This is a genomic window from Flagellimonas sp. HMM57, from assembly GCF_021390175.1.
GTDB lineage: Bacteria > Bacteroidota > Bacteroidia > Flavobacteriales > Flavobacteriaceae > Flagellimonas.
In genome coordinates this window covers 3180337-3200337 of sequence record NZ_CP090004.1, presented here as the reverse complement: position 1 = coordinate 3200337, position 20001 = coordinate 3180337, and the positions used below count along the sequence as shown (strand labels likewise).

Annotated in this window: 19 protein-coding genes; 1 reads left to right on the top strand and 18 read right to left on the bottom strand. The window is 39.7% G+C overall.

The features are described 5' to 3' along the window. Nucleotides 1-3: 3 nt before the first annotated feature. From LV716_RS14180 to LV716_RS14155, 6 genes are all read right to left on the bottom strand, one after another. Nucleotides 4-1776, bottom strand: a complete 1773-nt coding sequence (locus tag LV716_RS14180) for an L-fucose isomerase (RefSeq protein WP_163418444.1) — start codon at nt 1774-1776, stop codon at nt 4-6. A gap of 9 nt (nt 1777-1785) precedes the next feature. Beyond that, the gene (locus LV716_RS14175; RefSeq protein WP_163418443.1) at nt 1786-3006 is read right to left on the bottom strand and encodes a DUF6786 family protein; all 1221 of its coding nucleotides are present in this window, start codon (nt 3004-3006) and stop codon (nt 1786-1788) included. A gap of 213 nt (nt 3007-3219) precedes the next feature. After that, nucleotides 3220-4227: a LacI family DNA-binding transcriptional regulator gene (locus tag LV716_RS14170; RefSeq protein WP_163418442.1), complete on the bottom strand. Its 1008-nt coding sequence runs from the start codon at nt 4225-4227 to the stop codon at nt 3220-3222. A gap of 125 nt (nt 4228-4352) precedes the next feature. Beyond that, complete coding sequence (locus tag LV716_RS14165; RefSeq protein ID WP_233759144.1) at nt 4353-4793, bottom strand: thioredoxin family protein; 441 nt, start codon at nt 4791-4793, stop codon at nt 4353-4355. Nucleotides 4794-4946: 153 nt separating this feature from the next. Further along, nucleotides 4947-7310, bottom strand: a complete 2364-nt coding sequence (locus LV716_RS14160) for a TonB-dependent receptor (RefSeq protein ID WP_163418440.1) — start codon at nt 7308-7310, stop codon at nt 4947-4949. Nucleotides 7311-7726: 416 nt separating this feature from the next. Next, nucleotides 7727-7975: a hypothetical protein gene (locus LV716_RS14155; RefSeq protein ID WP_163418439.1), complete on the bottom strand. Its 249-nt coding sequence runs from the start codon at nt 7973-7975 to the stop codon at nt 7727-7729. A 247-nt stretch (nt 7976-8222) separates the two neighbouring features. On the opposite strand from LV716_RS14155, the gene LV716_RS14150 reads away from it, so the two are divergent. After that, complete coding sequence (locus LV716_RS14150; protein ID WP_163418438.1) at nt 8223-8927, top strand: sulfite exporter TauE/SafE family protein; 705 nt, start codon at nt 8223-8225, stop codon at nt 8925-8927. Here the strand turns inward: LV716_RS14150 and LV716_RS14145 are convergent. The 12 genes from LV716_RS14145 to LV716_RS14090 all read right to left on the bottom strand — a co-directional run bounded on the left by LV716_RS14145 (nt 8924) and on the right by LV716_RS14090 (nt 19983). Further along, nucleotides 8924-10018 carry a hypothetical protein gene (locus LV716_RS14145; protein WP_163418437.1) on the bottom strand — a complete coding sequence of 365 codons (1095 nt, stop codon included), beginning with the start codon at nt 10016-10018 and terminating at the stop codon, nt 8924-8926. The two genes, LV716_RS14150 and LV716_RS14145, sit on opposite strands and share 4 nt — an antisense overlap. Before the next feature lies 1 nt (nt 10019). Continuing rightward, a complete protein-coding gene (gene hypE, locus LV716_RS14140) occupies nt 10020-11081 on the bottom strand; it encodes a hydrogenase expression/formation protein HypE (protein ID WP_233759143.1) in 1062 nt (353 codons plus the stop codon). 11 nt (nt 11082-11092) lie between these two features. After that, entirely contained in the window at nt 11093-12187 is a 1095-nt protein-coding gene (gene hypD / locus LV716_RS14135) for a hydrogenase formation protein HypD (RefSeq protein ID WP_163418436.1), read from the bottom strand. A gap of 2 nt (nt 12188-12189) precedes the next feature. Further along, the gene (locus LV716_RS14130) at nt 12190-12465 is read right to left on the bottom strand and encodes a HypC/HybG/HupF family hydrogenase formation chaperone (protein WP_163418435.1); all 276 of its coding nucleotides are present in this window, start codon (nt 12463-12465) and stop codon (nt 12190-12192) included. A gap of 3 nt (nt 12466-12468) precedes the next feature. After that, nucleotides 12469-14727: a carbamoyltransferase HypF gene (gene hypF, locus LV716_RS14125; RefSeq protein ID WP_163418434.1), complete on the bottom strand. Its 2259-nt coding sequence runs from the start codon at nt 14725-14727 to the stop codon at nt 12469-12471. Nucleotides 14728-14734: 7 nt separating this feature from the next. After that, nucleotides 14735-15430 carry a hydrogenase nickel incorporation protein HypB gene (hypB, locus tag LV716_RS14120; protein WP_163418433.1) on the bottom strand — a complete coding sequence of 232 codons (696 nt, stop codon included), beginning with the start codon at nt 15428-15430 and terminating at the stop codon, nt 14735-14737. 14 nt (nt 15431-15444) lie between these two features. Continuing rightward, nucleotides 15445-15792, bottom strand: a complete 348-nt coding sequence (locus tag LV716_RS14115; RefSeq protein WP_163418432.1) for a hydrogenase maturation nickel metallochaperone HypA — start codon at nt 15790-15792, stop codon at nt 15445-15447. A gap of 5 nt (nt 15793-15797) precedes the next feature. Beyond that, complete coding sequence (locus LV716_RS14110) at nt 15798-17282, bottom strand: hypothetical protein (protein WP_163418431.1); 1485 nt, start codon at nt 17280-17282, stop codon at nt 15798-15800. Then, nucleotides 17257-17520: a hypothetical protein gene (locus tag LV716_RS14105; RefSeq protein ID WP_163418430.1), complete on the bottom strand. Its 264-nt coding sequence runs from the start codon at nt 17518-17520 to the stop codon at nt 17257-17259. Before LV716_RS14105 ends, LV716_RS14110 begins: the two co-directional genes overlap by 26 nt. Further along, nucleotides 17517-17837 carry a hypothetical protein gene (locus LV716_RS14100; protein WP_163418429.1) on the bottom strand — a complete coding sequence of 107 codons (321 nt, stop codon included), beginning with the start codon at nt 17835-17837 and terminating at the stop codon, nt 17517-17519. Before LV716_RS14100 ends, LV716_RS14105 begins: the two co-directional genes overlap by 4 nt. Beyond that, on the bottom strand, nt 17834-18313 hold the full coding sequence (locus tag LV716_RS14095) for a hydrogenase maturation protease (protein ID WP_163418428.1): 480 nt from the start codon (nt 18311-18313) through the stop codon (nt 17834-17836). The genes LV716_RS14100 and LV716_RS14095 overlap by 4 nt, the downstream gene beginning before the upstream one ends. Before the next feature lie 77 nt (nt 18314-18390). Then, nucleotides 18391-19983, bottom strand: a complete 1593-nt coding sequence (locus tag LV716_RS14090; protein ID WP_163418427.1) for a nickel-dependent hydrogenase large subunit — start codon at nt 19981-19983, stop codon at nt 18391-18393. Nucleotides 19984-20001: the final 18 nt, after the last annotated feature.

Here is a 20001-nt window from a genome sequence, read left to right as displayed (position 1 = left end):
GTATCATCTTCCGTACAATGGACCATAATTTTCACAAGCCCTGTAATCGGCACCTTCTTTGTCCATTCCATGCGCACCCCATGCCGAAGGCCTCAAAATACGTTCGTCTTCAACATTGTGCATACATACTGGAATTCTTAGCATAGACGATAGGGTAATTAATTCGTGACCAATGTGACCGTAGCTAATGGCACCGTGATTGGCTCCCCAATTGTTCATAACGGAATACACATCCGTAAATGGGCCATGACCTGTTATTTTGGGCACGAACCATGTTGTTGGCCAGGTTCGGTCGGTCCGTTCATCCAAAATATTATGTACGTTTTCGGGCAAATCAATAGTATATCCTTCTGCAATTTGAAGTGCAGGTCCCAAACCCTTGATCAAGTTGAGACGGCACATTGTGACTGGCATACCACCTTTGGTGAGAAAATTCGAGGAAAAACCACCTCCCTTAAAATAGCCCAGGTTTGCAGGATACCATGTAGTCGTTTCCAAACAAGCGTTCACTTCTTTCTGGTCGATTTCCCAAAACGGTTTCATCATGGGCTTTCCATCCTTTGACTGTTGCCCAGTACCGTCCAAGGTCGCAGAACCTGAATTTATCAAATGGATGAAACCGTTTGAAGCGATGCCTTCAGGCTTCCATCCTGTGACGCGTTCAATGGCTGCAGGACTCCAGTATGTACGTACATCGGCAAAAATCTGTGCCGTATTGGTCAATAGGTAATTGAACAGCATGGAAACTCCGTTAAGGGCATCGTTTTCAGTTGCTACCATATAAGGTGCTCTAATACCGTTCCAATCAAACGAGGAATTGAGAATGGCTTCGGAAAAGTCGCCGTTAGGTAGAAAATCGGTCCATTGTCGTTGTCCTTGAAACCCTGATACCAAGGCATCATGTCCTAACGCTTCTTCACCAAAACCCATTTCTTTAAGTTTAGGGTTGCCTTCCATTAAATCACGTATAATCAGGGTCATTTTTACCACAAATTCCCAATCTTGTTCCTTTTCCTCAGAACTACGCTGCTTTTCATCTACATTGAAATCGGTACCTTCCTTACAATTTGCTTTTGTCCATTGCAATGCTTTTTGATATTCTTCTTTGTCATAAATCTTGTTTTGAATGCGTCTAAGGACTTCGGTGGAATCCACATATTCATTCCGCATCCCCAAGAAGTCCTGAAAAAAATCGGGGTCTATCATAGACCCTGCAATGCCCATCGATACACTTCCTATAGCTAGGTAACTTCTATTCCGCATCATAGCAACTGCAAGACCTGCTTTGGCAAATTGCAGTAATTTTGTTTTCACATCCAATGTTATCGTTGTATCATCCAAATCCTGTACATCCTCTCCATAAATTCCAAAAGCAGGTAATCCTTTTTGGTTATGGGCAGCCAGAGTAGCGGCCAAATACACTGCACCTGGGCGCTCGGTACCATTGAATCCCCAGATAGCTTTGGGCACTAAGGGATCCATGTCCATAGTCTCTGTACCGTAGCACCAGCAAGGGGTCACTGAAAGTGATACTCCAACATTCTGTGATTTGAAAAGTTCACCACATTCGACCGCCTCTTTAACACCGCCGATACAAAAGTCTGGCAGCACACATTCCACGGAGCTGCCGTCTGGGTATTTCAACGTTTCACTAAATAATTTTGCAACGGTTTTTGCCAAGTTCATAGTGGTGGACTCCAAAGACTCCCGTACCCCTCCCAATCTGCCGTCAATTATAGGACGAATGCCTATTTTCGGATATCTATTTTCGGACATTTTTTTGCTTTATAATGCGTTTGTAATTTCTTTTAAAGTGACACCAAAAACTGATTTGGCCACGCTTTCCAGTTGTTCGGTTTTACCAACAAAATGAAAAACGGCATGATTGTGCATCAAAGATTCTTGCGGTTTTAAGAAAGCCGCTGGGGAAACACTTTCAATTTCGTAGAAGGGTCCCATTTGGGAGCCGTCTTCCAAAGGCCCGTCATTATATGCATTTATGGCATCGCCTTTAAACGGATCTGCATCAAGGTTCCATTCCTGATTAAGATAGGCAGCATCAGCATCTACCTCGAAAAGTGTAATGGTCAATATTTGATTGACAGCATCATAACTACCTGCCACATTGGTGGCCCTTTGTGGTGAAATCCCCAACTTCCCCCGCGACTTTCCATCCGCTTTAAAGAATAATACTCCATCGCCATAGGTAACTCGATTGTCTGGTATCTCACCAAAGTAATCGGTCGTTGCAACTTCACCTATTGCATCAGTTTTGTATGGTATGACAATGTTAGTATTGTCGGATGGTGGGAACATATCTAAAATCCAGATACACGGAGCACCGGTTTTTTTTGTCCATGCTTCACTTCCCACATTAGTGATCATATTCTCCGTGTTATAACCCACTATTTTCAAATCAGATGTTTGAATCTGGAGCAGTTCTTCAATCTGATTAAGGGTAAGTAGGGTGACTTTCCTTTTTGCCTTGATTTTAAATTTATGAGCTGAATAGTTCTTTAGATCCATGTTGGACTCCATAGTAACGTAAGTGTTGGTTTTTTCGACAGTTTTCCAAGGTTCACTATCGATTGGAGCTGGAGTTTTCCAGTTATCAAAGACCATTTCATCATTAGGTTTAAAGAAAAGAGAAAAAGCATTGCCTTCGGGCCCTAACCAAAAGCGATTCTCTCCTCCATAGGCATTCATATGCATATCTGTCTTTCCAAAAGCTTCATAGTTGATCCAGCCCAGGCTTCTGCCCTCTCGCCCAGAAGTTGTGGATGTAAACACCTTTGCCTGATATTTACCCGAAACAAGAACCACATTCTCATCAGATTCCAATATGACCAGATTCTCATCCCATTTCTTTAAAAAATTCTCATCGTATGCGAAGCTTCCTTGTTGGTCAATGGTCGTGGGCATTTTTTGTTTTTTATTTTCTTTGTTATCCTTGCAGGAAAGAGCAATAGCTATTAAGAATACAAGAATGATAGGTGTTTTTTTCATGAGTATCACGTCTGATTTACTTCAGAATTATTCTTTAGAGCATAAGTTTTTGAGTTGAGCCATATCCTTTACAATATTTGAGGAGTTTTATATTTGAATTGATTATTACGCAATCAAATATATTACTTAAACGTTTAAGTTACAAATCAAATATTCCATAACCCAAATTATTTGAACTCTAGTTTCCCAATAATTTTTTAGTCAAAGATTTAACTATCTACAAGAATTCCCCACAATCAATTCGGCATCCAGATTTATTTTGGATACGTTCTTACTTGGTTTGGTTATCTCCTCCACAAGTACATTTACCGCTTTTTTGGCTAAATCTGGTAAAGGTTGTTTCACATAGGTCAATGGACAATAAAAGAAATCAAATGCTTCACTTTCATCAAAAACGATAACAGCAACGTCTTCGGGAACGTTTATGTTGCGCTCGTTAAGATACTTTAGGCCCGTTATGCCCAAAGTGTTGGTCGCAAAAAAAATGGCATCTACAGAATTTTCATTTCCCAATAATGCTTCAATGGCTTTTGGAACGCCTTCCTTAATCTTTGAAAACTCGACCTTTTGAAGCAATGTTTCTTGGTATTCTTCGGCTGTTATAGCATTTTTAAAACCCCTTACCCGTTCTTTCATATGATGCAATTGCGTATCATAAGCAATCATACCAATCCGTTTTTTTCCATTTTTTTTTAATCGGTTAACGGCATCAAAAGCAGCTTTTTGATTGTCTATTGCGACAAAATTGGTTTCTATATCCGGGAAATAACGATCAATCAGTACAAAAGGTACTTTTTGTTCCTTTAATTGTTGTAATTGATTTTCCGAAGCTTCTGAAGGTGCAATGATAAAACCGTCCACTTGCCTGTTCAACAAAAATTTTATTAGGTCTCCCGATTTTGAAGCTTTTTCGTCCGAGCTTCCAAAGATTACGGTATACCCATTTTTTTTTGCTTCGTCTTCTACAATTCTTGCAATCTGGGCAAAAAAAGGATTGGAAATATCGGCTACAATCAATCCAATGGTATGGCTTTTGCCACTCTGAAGACTTTTGGCAATCTGGTTGGGCCTATAGTTAAGTTCTTTAGCTATTTTTCTGATCTTATCCGAAACCTCTTGGCTAACGCCACTATTTTTTTGTTTGGACAGCACATAAGATACCGTGGCAATGGAAACTCCTGCTTTTTTTGCAATATCTTTTAGCGAAACCCTTTTCTGCATGCTTCAAATATAATGGATCAAAGGTTAAAATTCTGAAGCTCCTTGCTTGAAGTTTCAATACCACAAGAATTCTGTCCGATAGCCAAGATAAGAAGGAACTTATCAAAAAAGTGTTTGAAATAGAGTCATTCAGATAGGATTTTCACCATTTTTTTTGGTGATAAATACTCAAAATATCGGGCTTTAACTTGAAAATACTCGTCCAAAACCAATACTGCGGGCAATGAAAATGGCACATCTTCCCGTGATGCCAGCAATAAAGGAATTTCATGGGTAGGATTTCGCTTTTTACCCAATTCTTTATTATAAAAAACATCACCGCCAAATTGTATACTGTCTTTATGTTCTGCATTCATTTTGACGGCATAATACGCTGTATTTAGTCTTTTAATAACCTCAGGATTCTGAAATGCGGCTTTATCCATCTTTTTACAATAAGTACACCAGTCAGCGTAAAAATCGATGAAAACTTTTTTAGGTTTTTCAGCAAGAGCAGTCTCCAATTGTTCAAAACTCAACCAATTGATTTCATCCTGCTGCGAAATCCCAATATGTATTGAGAGCATGTAAAAACCAAAAAATAAGAAATTCTTAAAATTCATAGTAGTTACTGTCGAAAAAAGGGTCACCAACTATCATTGCTTTTGAATTACCAATTCTTTCAAGATACAAATAAGCAACCCTTTTTATTAAACTTAATTTTCAACAAATCAACTGTTCTAATGTAATTTTCCAAACTTTACGCCTATAAAAAAGGTCCTTGGGGCATTAGGCCCATAAATATAATCGGAATCTCTTGTAGGGCCTATATCAAAGTCGTCTTGGAAACTATTGAATATGTTCTTTATCCCACCGGAAAAAGTCATCATAAAGTTTTCATTAAAGTCAACATGCGATTCCAATTTGATGTTCAAGTCGAAAAAGGAATCTACTTCGTTCAACTGCAAAAATCCGGTGTCACTTATAACCAAAGGTACTGTCATTCCACCAGTATATGTACCAGTAATATCTACATTAAAGGCCTCGTTTGGCAACCATGTAGTATTTAGATAGCCATAGAGATTGGGCGTCCTTACAAACTCATTCACTTCAATATCCGACTCACCCGGGGTTCCATCGGACTCGAACAATATTTGGGGTTCATCATATTCCGCTTTTTGTAGTGTTCCTCCCAATTGGAATTGCCATCTGGGGTCTGGAGAAACCCCAAGCTCAAAATTGGTACCGTATACCTTCGCGCCAGAACCATTCCGTACTTCTTCCAAAATAGAACCATTGTCCAAAACCGCGCCAGTGCTCACTAATGTGAACGGGTCCTCCAAAATTGTATAGAATCCTTCAACCAAAAAATCCATTTGTAACAACCCGACTGATTTAGAGTAATTGAGAGAGCCTGTAAATGCATTGGAATACTCGGTATTCAGGTCATTGGAAAGAATGACGAACTGGGGTTCTCCTCCGACACTCGATATATGCAAATCTTCATTAAAGGCCTGTGGTGCACGAAATCCCCGAGCATAGCCACCTCTCAATTTTAATGCTTCTGTAAATTGATAAGAGAGCGTAACCCTGGGTGAAATTGCCGTTTGGTTGATATCCACTCCTCTATCAATTCCCCCGATGGAAAAATCACCATCGACGGTCACATTATCCAATCGAGTACCTATTAAGGCCCTTAATTTCTCAGTAGGCTTCCATTCATACTGAAAATACCCTCCTAAGGCGTTAACGCTTTGATCGATCAATCTGTCATAGCCCTCTATGATATCCTCTGTTTCATTATGGTTAAACTCACCCCCGACCGTTAGTACATCGTCATTTTTAAATGTCTTGGTATACTGTAACCCATTTACCCATGCCAAATCTTTCGTGTTGCCAAAGGCGTTGTTTGCCAAAATACTATCTTGACGGGTTCTTCCACCACCAAGCCCCCCGTAGTAACTATCCCTATTGGTGTAAGAAGCTGAAGTATAAATCTGGTATTTTGCTGTTTTGTCTTTACTATCCAACTCATAATCGACTCCTCCAATAAAGGTATCATGATCCAGTTCTTCCGTGATATCCGTAAATTGTGGAGCTAAATCCAAACGATCACCTCCCCTTCTATACTCTCGAATTGCATTTAGATTCACCGAAATCCTGCTACGGTCTGTAGGTCTTAAAAAGGCTTTAGCTCCAACAGTATTATTTCGTAGTTCAACAAGCTCTGAAAATCCATCATCATTCGCATCATAACTTTCGCGATTTCGATATGTTCCAAAAAGGGTAAAGCCGCTATTCAAATCATCCGCTACAACAGAAGTGTTGAAGGTAAGGATACGATCGGCTGTCTTACCATCCACAAGAGCTAAATTTGTAGCGATTTCCCAAGTATTCAGAATAGGGTCTTTAGTGATGATATTGACCGTTCCTGCAATGGCATTTGAACCATAAAGTGCAGAACCGCCGCTACGAACCACCTCTACCCGTTCAATGATATTGGTAGGAATCTGTTCCAAGCCATAGACCCCAACCAACGAACTGAATACGGGCCTACTGTTTAACAATACCTGTGTATACCCTCCATCAAGACCATTTAAGCGTACTTGGGTAAATCCGCAATTCTGACAGTTGGTCTCCAAGCGTATTCCAGGTGCATAATTGAGCCCATCGGCCAATGTAATGGATTGGGTTGCGGTCAACAGTCTTGGTTTTAAGGTAGAAACAACAACGGGAGCGCTTCTACGTTCCACACGATTTCTGGTGGCACTAATAACGACCTCATCCAACCCCAAGGCATCTTCAATAACCTCAAAATTTAGCGTGGCCTCTTCATTTGCTGCTACCACTATGGTTTTGGTCGTTTTTCTATAACCTTGAGAGCTGATTTGCAACGTAAGTTCACCTGGATTTACATTCAATTCGTAATAGCCTTCCCTATTAGTAGTAGTTCCTTCCGCACCATTTTTCACAAAAACGGTAGCAAAAGGTATGGCCTCATTACTAGAAGTGACGTGGCCTTTAATTATCGCCTGGTCAGTTTGGGCAGAAATACTTAAACTTGAAATAATAAAGCATAGCAAAAAGTATTTTTTTAGGCGCATATATTTAATTTTAACCTAATCATAAATTATTTTTAGACAAAACTAATAAAATATTTTTACACGGAAAATTAATTTATAATGAATCTTTATTAGTCATTATAAAGACGAAAAATTATAGCACAAATCTTCGTTTTGGACAAGCAAAAACTAGTTTAGCCCTCCAAGATCCTGTTTATAGATACATGAAAATTTGAGCTAATAGTTTCTTGAAGTACAAAAAAGTAACTGAATAGCTGCTAAAAAACTGACCCGAATTAGTTCTAAAATAATATAGAGAGATAGTAAAAATCATTGCACAAAAAAATCATATGCAGACTATACTATTTTGTGCAAGTTTGAAATTGAAGTAGTTTATTGCAATAAAAAAGGCCAGCTGTTCAAACTGACCTTCTTTCCAATGATTTTGTAGTTCTGTTTTAAGCTGAAGCCTGCCGTGGTGCCCATTGGTTACAGGACATTCCAGGAGCTGCTTTTTGTGGGTTTGCGCAATCACTCGCTTCAAAGCGAACACATGTTACACAATTCGTATCGTTCTTAAGTACCTGCTTCATTTCAAAGCTATCACAGGTATAACTATTGCCTACTTTAACACCGTGTACCTTACAGGTGTTCCCTTCAACTAAGTTTTCACAATTAATACAACTATTTCCTAATCTTATTGCCATAACAACCTATTTTAAGTTCATTATAAAATTAAGATTGGGCATTGTTAGAAACAATTTAAATAACTGGTTTTCAGCAATATCAATTTAGATTATTTTAAAATAGCCTTACTATATTAATCTATTTCATATCAATAAAATCTATTCATAATGTGAGGTAGTTGCCGTATAAAAACATCCTACAATATTTTAGGTTTTATGATATCATTCTAAAATAGAAATCCTTAAATTGTTGATTCTAAACTAACTCATGGGTTTTCCTTTATTTGCTGGTTTTTTTGCATCGTTACTGCACGTAGTTTCTGGACCTGATCATTTGGCGGCCGTTACACCATTGGCCATTGAAACTAGGCGAAAAGTTTGGAAAATCGGCTTGGTTTGGGGATTTGGCCATTTAGGAGGGATGTTGCTCATTGGCTTACTATTACTCTTGTTCAAAGAATTTATACCCATTGAGCAGATTTCTGAACATAGCGAACAATTGGTCGGGTTTGTTTTGGTTGCAGTTGGACTTTGGGCACTATTCCATATTTTCTATAAAAGCAAGCATCACAAGCATCCCCATATTCATGATGGTGAAGAACCTTATATCCACGTTCATGAGCATAAACATGGGGCAAACGAATTGAACCATAGCCATTCACACCAAAAAAAGGTCAAGCAAAACTTATGGTCTTCTTTTGGAATTGGGGTTTTACATGGCCTAGCCGGAATTGCACACTTTGTGCTATTGCTTCCCGTTTTAGGTTTTAAAAATCAGTTTGATAGCATCCAGTACATTTTGGGATTTGCACTAGGTACGGTTGTAGCCATGACCATCTATACATATGTATTGGGATTGCTTGCCAACTACTCAAAAAGCAAAAACGACCAATCCCTTTTTAGAACGGTTCGCCTGTCTGGAGGACTTTTTGCCATTGCAATAGGAATTTATTGGATATATCTTAGCTTCTAAAAATTCAAATCGGTAATTACTATACGATGGTTTCCCGTATCGGCAATAATAAGTTGTTTGTTGTTTGTTGTAATCGAAAAAGGCCAGTACAAAGAGCTAGATGTTCCCATTAAAGTCTCTTTATTTTCACTTCCTGTTTTAAAATCACGTTTTCCAATGACCGACGTAGCTTCTGCGTTATTTTTATCCGGAATTTCTTCAAACCAGAGAATTCTGCTATTACCTGTATCATTGACCAGTAACCCATTTTTATAGAAACAGGAATCGTACGTCCAATTCAAGGATTTGGATGAGGGAAACAAGCCAAATTGATTTTGTCCACAGGCGTCAAAATTCTGCTGACCAATAATTACCTCCGCCGGTTTTGAAAATGCGTCATCAGTATCATTCCAAAAGAGGTTGCGATAGAATTGGGTATCGGCAACGATCATTTGATTTTTTGCATTGACTTTAACAGAATACGGCCATACCGGTTCATTATTCTCATAGTCCCGTGTAGTAAAATCCAGTTTTCCTATAACCTGGTCTGCCGCAGAAAAGTTATCTTTTGGAATGTTCTCGTAGAACAGGATTCTTCGATTTCCCGTATCGGCAATCCATAACCTGTTTCCATCTGAAAAAACACCATACGGCCAATTTAAGGATTTTGCCGTGGGGTCTGTTCCAATACCATGCAAATTGGGCTGGTTGGATTCAAAATCGGGTTGACCCAACACCACATCGGCAGGTTGTCCATTCTGTGTTGGCATTGCATGCCAAATCAATACACGATGATTCCATGCATCACCAACAATCAATATAGTTCCATCGCTCCATATTCCAGAAGGATAATGCAAAGTTTGGGAAGTTACACCACTATCGGAATTTCGACCGGTTTCCAAAATATTCGATTGCCCTAGAATAACGTCTGGTTCTTGGTACTCTGTCTTTGGAACCTTGTGCCAAATAAAAACACGATTTCGACCTGTATCCGAAACAAACAAATGATTTTTAGCCGTAAACACCCCTCTTGGAGCTAAAAAAGGTATTTGTTCGGAACCCTTAAAAATATAGGAATTGCTAACATGGGGGCCAAGGGTTTCAAAATTCATACTAACAAATTCTAGGTAACTGCTCTCCAGGCAGCATGCTCACCACCCGTTTTCCACCAATGGCACTTTCCAAGATTACCTGTTTTGGGTGCGCATCGACCACGCTTCCTATAATCTTGGCATTTTTCCCCTTCTCATCTTCCTGCAACGTCTTCAATACAGCGTTTGCTTCCGATGCTGAGACAAATGCAATAAAAAGTCCTTCATTGGCAACATATAAAGGGTCTAAGCCCAATAATTCGCAGGCACTCGCCACTTGGTCATTAATGGGAAAATCTTTTTGAAAAATATCGATGCCCAATTCTGTGGATTGTGCAATTTCCTTTAAGACAGTTGCCACTCCTCCTCTAGTTGGATCAGTTAATAGATGGATAGCCGAACCAAACTTGTCGATAAGGTTGCTCACAGAATGATTGAGATTGGTGGTATCGCTTTGAATCTCGGAATCAAACTCCAGACCTTCACGAACCGACATAATGGCCATTCCATGGGAAGCCATGTTTCCACTGATAATGATTTTATCCCCAACCTTTATATTTCTTGAACCGATAAGGGCCTTGGGGTGTATCGTACCAATCCCCGAAGTATTGATGAAAATTTTGTCTCCCTTCCCTTTTTCAACAACTTTTGTGTCTCCAGTAACCACCTGAACCCCTGCATTTTCACAAGCGATTTTTATGGACACCAATATTTCCCAAAATTCCTTTACCGGAAGGCCTTCCTCAATAATAAAACTCAGTGATAAATATTTGGGTATTGCACCGCACATCGCCAAGTCATTTACGGTTCCATTAATAGCTAATTCTCCAATATTTCCACCGGGGAAAAAAATAGGAGAAACCAAAAAGCTATCTGTTGAAAACGCTGTCTTACCATTCAGTTCCAAAAAAGCACCATCATGGCGTTCCTCTAAAATATCATTTTTCAGTAAGTCAAAAACACCACTGTCCAAAAGTTTATTGGTGAGCACTCCCCCACTTCCATGTCCCAAGGTAATTACATCAAAATCCAGCTGGGGCATGGGACATTGCAGTTGCATGCGTAAATTTTTATTATCCGACATTTACAGTTCGATTAAGCTTCAACCATTCCCGAAAAGTGATAATAGGCCGCACAAGCGCCTTCACTACTTACCATGGGTGCACCAAGTGGATTGGTGGGTTTACAGGTTTTTCCAAATTGTGAGCATTCAAAAGGTTTCTTGATTCCTTTCATAATCTGACCCGAGATACACTTTGGGTTTTCAGGTGCTTCCTCAATATTGACCTCATATTTTTTGGTGGCATCGTATGCCTCATATTTTTTACGGACCGCATAACCGCTATCTGGAATTTCTCCTATACCTCGCCACATTTGATTACGAATCTCAAAAACTTCATTGATCACTTTTTGTGCCTCTGGGTTTCCTTCTTCGCGGACAATGCGCGCATATTGATTTTCCACTTCTGATTTACTTTGTTCCAGCTGGCGTATAACCATCAAAATCCCTTGAAGTACATCCAGCGGTTCAAAACCAGTCACAACAATAGGAACTTTATAGGTTGCCGAAATAGGATGGTACTCCGTATTTCCCATTATGGTACAAACGTGACCAGCAGCCAAAAATCCATCGATTTTACTTTCTTCATCATCGATAACTGCTTTTATTGCTGGTGGTACAAGAACATGGGATGCTAAAATAGCATAGTTTTTAACCCCGCTACGGTGTGCATGAACCACAGAAAGGGCGTTGGCAGGAGCCGTAGTTTCAAAACCAACCGCAAAAAATACCACTTCCTTATCTGGATTATCCTGTGCAATTTTTACTGCTTCCAACGGAGAATAGAGAACACGTACATCAGCACCTTCAGCTTTGGCTTCAAGTAAACTTTTTTGTGAACCGGGTACACGAAGCATATCACCAAAAGAACAAAGGATCACATTTTTTTCAAGAGCCAAAAAGACGGCTTTATCAATTAAATTAAGCGGTGTTACGCAAACAGGGCAGCCCGGGCCATGAATCATCGTGACTTTATCGGGCAGCATATCAATAATACCATTTTTGACCAGACTGTGCGTTTGTCCACCGCATACCTCCATAATCGACCAAGGCCTTGAGACCGTATTCTTGATTTCTTCCAAATATTTTTTCGCGAGTTCAGGGTCGCGGTATTCTGACATGTACTTCATAATTATTCCGATTTAGGCAGGTATTCATCCACATCTTCCAATTCGCCCAGCTCTCCAATTTCTTCCAAATATTTAAACGTTTTCTGTGCCTCTTCTTCATTGACCTTGCTTATGGCCACGCCCACATGTACCAACACATAATCGTCAACATCTGCATCTGGTAACATTTCAAGACTGGCTTCTTTGGTGATACCACCAAAAGAAACTTTTGCCATACGTACCAGACCATTGTATTTGGTCTCGATGCTCCTAATTCTTCCTGGAATTGCTAAACACATAACTTAGTTTTTAATATGTTGATAATAGCATAATTGACCGAACGAAATGTTCTCATCGTTACTAGACAATATACGATTAAATTTTAACTTAATTTCTTGTTTTTCAGCTAATACCGTAAGCTTGTCCACAAGAACCACATTCTGAAAAACACCTCCGCTACAGGCAATGGTGTTCAACCCATTTTTCTTGGCTACTTTAATAACGACCAATGCTAAAGTATGTATAAAGCTAGCTGCGATTTGCTCAATGGAAACACTCCTTTCCAGTTCACGGTAAATGCTTTGTATAATTTTTTTTGAAGGGACAGTGTCAAATTCCAAATCCTCCAAAAAATCAATATAAATACCGCCTGAATACGCATTTGCTTTGGTCTCTAAAAGCATTGCAGCTTCCCCTTCATAAGAACAGACATCTATAAGCTTAAGCAACGATGCCACTGCATCAAACAACCGTCCCACCGAAGAGGTCTTTAGCGTATTGCCAGCCAACATTGTATTGTAGACTTTCCATTCCGTTTTGGTAAATTTATTCTTGATTCTATTCTTTTCTTTTTCTGGAAGCAAGCTGAGTAAAGACAATCTAGGCTCTTTGGCCATTTTGTCGGCAGCCAACCAGTCCACATATTCAAAATGGGTCAAGCGTTCCATATTACAATTCTCGTAGGCAAAAAACTCCCCGCCCCAGATGGCATTATCTTCGCCAAGTCCCGTACCATCCCAAACAACACCAAGTATTTTCTCTTTAGTTTCGAACAACTTATGCTCACCCAAAACACTCGCAAAATGTGCTTTGTGATGTTGAATAGAAATGAGATTGGTATTCCATTTTTTGGATAATTCTTTGCCCAGAATACTGCTTTGATATTGTGGATGGGCATCAATTAAAATAGTTTCTGGTTTTGTTTGAAATAGCTGTTGAAACTGGTCAATACTTGTTTGAAACCTTTCCAAAACATCGAAACTATCCAGATTTCCAAAATATTGACTCACATACGTATGTGCATTTGGAACAAAAGTGAAGGTGCTTTTTAGATGCGCGCCCATCGCCAAAATCTTTTCACCACCACTATTACTTTCTAAATAGTTTGGAGCCAATCCACGGGAACGTCTTAGCGTAATTTGATGCTCTCCCGCAAAGCGCAGTACCGAATCATCTTGGGGAAATACAATTTCTAGATTATGATGCAAAAAATAGTCAGCCACGCCGGCCAGCTCTTCAATTGCTTTTTTCTCTTCTGAAATAATAGGTGAGCCGTGAATATTTCCACTTGTAGCAATTATTGGGATCTGTATACTATCAATTAAGAGTGTTAACAGTGCCGAAGAAGGCAGCATAACGCCAAGTTGATGCAATCTTGGGGCAATACTTTCCATTTTCAACTCCCTCGCCGCTTCCGTAGGGTTCAAAATTACGATTGGTGCAACAGCTGATTTCAAAGCGGTTTCTTCTTCAACATTTACTTCAAAATCAGTTTTAATTTTTTCTAGGGAAGGATATAACAGTGCGAACGGTTTGGAAGGACGTTGTTTTTTCGCTCTTAGACGTTCAATGGCTGTTTTATTTTTAGCATCGCAACACAGCAAATAGCCATTTGTATTCTTTAGTGCAACAATGGCCCCTTCCAAAATGAGTTTGCCCACTTTTTGAATTATCTTGGACTGATCCGATTCGATTTGTTCACCATTGACATTGGTCAATGTGAGTACTATGCCACAATCCATGCAGCTGTTCGTTTGTGAATGAAACCTCCGATGGGTAGCGTCCATGTATTCCGATTCACATGAAGAGCACATTTGAAATTCTGAAATGGTCGTATTTGCCCTTTCAAATGGGAATTTTGTTGTTATCGCAAACCTTGGCCCACAATTCGTGCATGTTGTAAAAGCATAACCAAATCGTCGATTGTCTTTATCCCTAATCTCTGTCTTACAGGCTTCACATATTGCAAAGTCTGGAGTAAGTGGAATGTTGATTTTATGGTTTAATGCTGAAGGAACTATCCGAAAGTCGATATATTCTTGAAACGAAATTTCAGCAAGAGAATGTGATTGAATATTTGAAATAACAGGAGGGTTCTCCAAGATACGTTGGAGAAAATCATTCGCTTGGTTTTGGGATGTATTGACTTGAATCTGCACTCCATTTTCGTTATTGCAAACTATACCTTTCAGCTTTAACTTCTGCGCAAGATTATAGACAAAAGGACGAAAACCAACCCCTTGTACTTGTCCAGAAATTATAATTTGGAAGGTTTGTTGCATTCAGGAATTATCCCCTTTTCTGTTGCACTCTTTCCAAAAGCCAATCGCACCAAGCATCAATGCCTTCTTCCGTTAAAGAAGACACTTGAATCACTTCCAATTCGTGGTTGACCTCTCTGGCATCTTTGGTTACTGCTTCTACGGAAAAAGGGACATAGGGCAATAAATCAGCCTTGGAAACCAGCATCATATCACTGGTCAAAAACATCTTTGGGTATTTTTTAGGCTTGTCATCACCTTCAGTGGTCGCCATAAGGGTCACTCTATAATCTTCTCCCAAATCGAAGGATGAAGGACATACCAAATTACCCACATTTTCTATAAACAACAGGTCAATGTTTTCCAAATCAAATTGGTCAAGTACTTGATGGACCATTTGAGCTTCTAAATGACATATTCCGCCCGTGACTATCTGCAAAGCCTGGATTCCCGTTTCCCGAATACGTTCTGCATCACGCTCGGTTTCCAAATCGCCCACCATAACAGCAATCTTAATTTTATCTTTCAACTTTTCGGCCGTTTTTTGCATTAAAGTAGTTTTTCCACTCCCTGCCGAAGAGGTGACATTAATGAGAAGGGTCTTGGTTTTTGCCATTTCCTTTTTAATGATGTCAGCAACAAAATCATTCGCCTTGAGCAAGTTGATATTTGTGTTCTCGCACTGTACGGTACCGCGCGCCGCCTTTGTTGATTTTTCTATCATAGTGTTTTTTTTAATCAATCTTCAAATTCTACTTTGTGAATCAGCATTTCCTCCCCTTGAATCACATTTTTACTGGGTCGGTCGCAGTGCTCACAAATAAATCTATAGTTTTTTACATCAGTAATATGGTTGCACACTTCACACTGAATTTTTAAATCGGTAGATTCAATGTGCAAGGCTACGTGATGGTACTCTGGGCGTGTCAAATGGTATGCACTATACGCATTGTGCAGAAGCCGTGGTTCAATATTGGATAAGATACCCACTTTTAAATGAATCGCTTTCATTTTGTTCAGCTTCTCAGCTTCAAACTCTTGTTCAAGCGTACGCATGATGCTATTTACGATGGAGGTTTCGTGCATAACTTTTACTGGATTAAACTTTTAACTTTTTCCAATTCTTTTAAATGTTCGTCGGCCTTTGCTATTAAATTCTCGTCACTTACCAAGCTTTTTATCTCTTCGGCCTTGGCCTTCATGATACCATACTTCTTTTGCTCCTCATCTCCGTTCGCATTATGGGTCAACCAGGCCAATTCCAATTGATTCAAAAGAGTCAATGCTCTTTCAAAAGGATATTTTAGTGCTGTCCTGATTTCAAGTGCATCATTGAACAATCCTGTAGCTTTTTCCAGATTATCATGGATTTTAGCTGGTGGAAAATGCATTAATGCCGTAGCGTAATTATGACTTACCATGGCATGTTCGTATGGATATTTTTCTTTGGTATAAAAAGCCAAAACCTCTTTGAACGAGGATGCACAAAAGGCTGTCCACATAGGTTTTTCTTCAGAACTTACAGGAATTTCCGAATAAATCAAGGCTAGATTATGGTGAATGTCCGCAAATTTCTGTGGATGTGTATCGCGTTTAAAAACTTTTAAAACATCTTGAAAAGCATTAATCGCTGCCTTGTAATACTGTGGACTCCCATTTTTTGACCAAGTGTACAGTAAAATCGCCTTTTTTAATCCAGCTTCCCCTAAAAACTCGGGAATATCTTCTTGCTTAAAGTATTGAATGGCACGATTGATCAACTCTTTTGATGCTATAAAATCTTCTTTGAAGTTGGCAACTTCTGCAGCTTCAATGAGCAACAGCCCCGCTTGTACGTTCAAACCCTTGGACTCATAAAAAGTAATGCATTCCATTTGTAAATCTTGAACCGCATCAAGTGCTTTTAAATCATAGGGTACTCTTAGCAACGCCATTAAAATTGCCGCCAAATGCGTTTTTATGGCATGGTTCGCATGTTCGGAAACAGTTACGGGCAAGTGTTGTTCCGCAAGTTGCTTTGCCTCTTGCAATTCTCCACCATCCAATAGAAGGTTTAAATAATGCTTTGCCGTAAATATTTTTATCTCCTCATTCTCAGCCTGATTCAAAGCTGCTATGAATAGCTTTTTGAGTCCAGAATACTCCAAGGAATTTTGAATAGTTCCATAATAGTTTAAAATAGCAGTATTGTGAGCAGAGGTTTTTTCGGCAAAGACCAACATCTCATCCGAAATTTCGTAGGCAAACTGTAGATGTGTTGCGACTAAAAGATGATGGTACAAGTCCGAAGCTTCCGATACATATTCAAAGGCTCTTTGATGGTTTCCCAACTTATAGAAAACCAATGCCAATAAATTCTCCCTTGAAAAAGCAGTTTTTGGAAATACATAGGGAGGTTCCAGATCATACCAATCCAAAGGAACTTCAATCCCGTTTTCTTCAACCAATATAATCTTCAAGTTCTTGATGCCATCGCTCTCGTGGACTATGTCAACCAACTCGTCCAATCGCTCCACAGATGCAATGGTATCCTTTACTTGTTGGATTTCACTAGTTGTTGTTAATATCGTAAGCATCTTTGTTTAGTTTTTGATTTCCCCTAGAGTCTTTTGCTGCAGTCTGCTGCATATTCTTTCCATAGATTTCAGCCAATCGTTCTGAGCGATAATCTCCAATAGTCTGGACCAAAACCTGATTGGGGTCTTTAGTATTGATGAACAACAAAGAGACTTCCCATCTGCCCTTTACCGGAGTAACCTTGTACTGCACCTCTGCATCGAGCAACCAATCATTATTTGTTTTTCCGCCTTTCATGACATACTCACTTTTAGCAACTGGGTCTTTTCAATAAGTTCATAATCCAGCTCCCTGTCCTTGGTGTTCAAATCGTTATCGATTAAAATCTCGCGAATTGCCAATGTTTTGTCTCCCTTCAAGTTACGTGATTTTAATAAAAATTGGGTGGGTTTGTAGATTTTAACAAACCATTGACTGCTAACGGGTGTCATTAATAGTTTTTGTTGCTCTTTTACATAAGTCACATAAGCATAGTGGATTTCCCCGAAAATAAGTTCTACCAAGGTACTGTCGATATATATATGTGACGATTTAAGACTTACTTTGGTATTCACTTGGGTATGGATTGATTTAAGTCTTCTAAAATGTGCTGAACAACTTTATCGCCAGCTTTTCGTACAACATCACTCAAATCGACTTCCAACTTGGTATTTTCAATGGCAACCAAATACACCTGAATATCCTCGGGGTATTCATCCCGTAAAATCTTTTTGGTATAGGATAGGGCTTGGTCCCATTTCATTCCATGCAAAAAGACCAACGGGTCGTCCTGTGGTGCTTTCATTACCTCTTCTGCAGGGACTTTAAATACTGTCCCCACGGGTTCGTTACTGTTCAACACCGCATCCACCAATATAATCTTACTATGACCTTTTAGCCCAAAGAGCACTTCAAAAGCAGCAGTGCCCATATCGAAGATATTGATCCTTTCCGTTTCAGGAAGTTTTTCCCGCAATTGCTCTATCACATAGATGCCGATAGCGTCATCGCTACGCACAGGGTTCCCAAAACCCATTATCGCAGTTTTCATTTTGATTTTTTTTGATATTAAAGACCTCACAGGAATTAGAACCCTGTGAGGTCTTACTTAATATATGGAATAGTTGGTTATAATTTGAATCGAGATAGTTCTACCCCGCTTTGTGCATCATGGGCATGTACCGTACACACCAAACACGAGTCAAAAGAGCGGGCCACTATACCTACTTCAACTGGGTCTAATGGGTCCTCTATTTTAGTACCCAAAAGCGCTGTTTCAATAGGACCAGGGTTATCATTGCCGTCTTGAGGGCCAACGTTCCATGTTGTTGGCGCCATGACCTGATAATTTTTAATAACACCGTCCTTGATTTCTATCCAATGCGCCAATGCGCCACGTGCAGCCTCGGTAGCCCCGAATCCTTTTCCGTCTTTTTCAACTGGTTTTGTGTAGAATTCACCATCCAAATCGATTTCAGAAAGCCATTGTTCTATGAACTTGTAGATTCTTGGTGCTTCATGAACTCTTGCCAATACTCTTGTAAAAACACTAGGTCCCAATTTTTTAATGATATCACCAAACAAAGGATCTTTAATCTGATGGTCTTTATTATTTGGATTAGCGTTCATAATTACCCTTGCCAATGGTCCTGCTTCGGCGGCATGCCCATCGTATCTTGGTGCTTTTGACCAGCTGTACTGCGAATCAAAATCACTGTCATGTAACGTTTGCGATTCTGCTGGAGTCGGTAGCGGCTCATCCCATGGGTGAAGTCCATCTTCTTGGTCATTGTACCATGAATGCTTGACATGTTCACTTACTTTCATATGGTCGAACTCGTGATAGTTTTCACCATCAAAGAAACCACTGGATTGTATCAACGCATTATTTCTACCTTCTATAGTAGGATTATTGTACAAATCTTTGTGCAGGTACGTTCCCGTTGCCAAAAATTTACCAACGCCTTGACCGAATTTATCCAGACCAAACTCTAATCCAGCACGAATCAATAACCCCAAATCACTATTGCGTTGCGACTCGTTCTCATCTACCCATGCGAGCATATCGTCCCAAGTCTTGATTTCCATGTAGCGCTCAATGGAACAACCCAACCAAACAGGTTCTAACCAATCATTTTTGAACTGAGCCAGAATGGCATGTGCCCTTGTTACGTCTTTTAAAGTTGGTGCACACATTACACCTCCGGGCACCATGTAACTGGAGTGTGGCCATTGCCCACCGAACAAAGCATAAATTTGAACAGGCAGACCACTTGCGGTCAACCCAATCTGAAACGTCTCGCCTACATAGGCACTCCAACGTTTTACCACTTCTTTGTACAATGGCTTATCGGCATATTTTTTATTGGCCAAATCCGTGGCAAAGATTGCATAATACCAGCGTGGAATACTTTGCAATGTTTCGGAAGCCTGTCCTATAGCCCTTAACAATAGTGCATTGGGGGATAGCTTCGTTCCCCAAGCCGTATCTAACGCGGATGAGGCACAATAGAGATGTGAACCTCCACAGATACCACAGATTCTAGGAGTAACAATCAACCCCGATTGCGGGTCTTTGCCCGCCATTATTTTTTCAAATCCCCTAAACATTGCAGCTTGTGTATGTGCTCGAGTGACTTTACCGTTATCGATATATACTTTGACATCCAAATCACCTTCAACACGACCAACGGGAGATATGTTTAATTCTTTAACTGACATTTGATTTTCTTTTTCGTT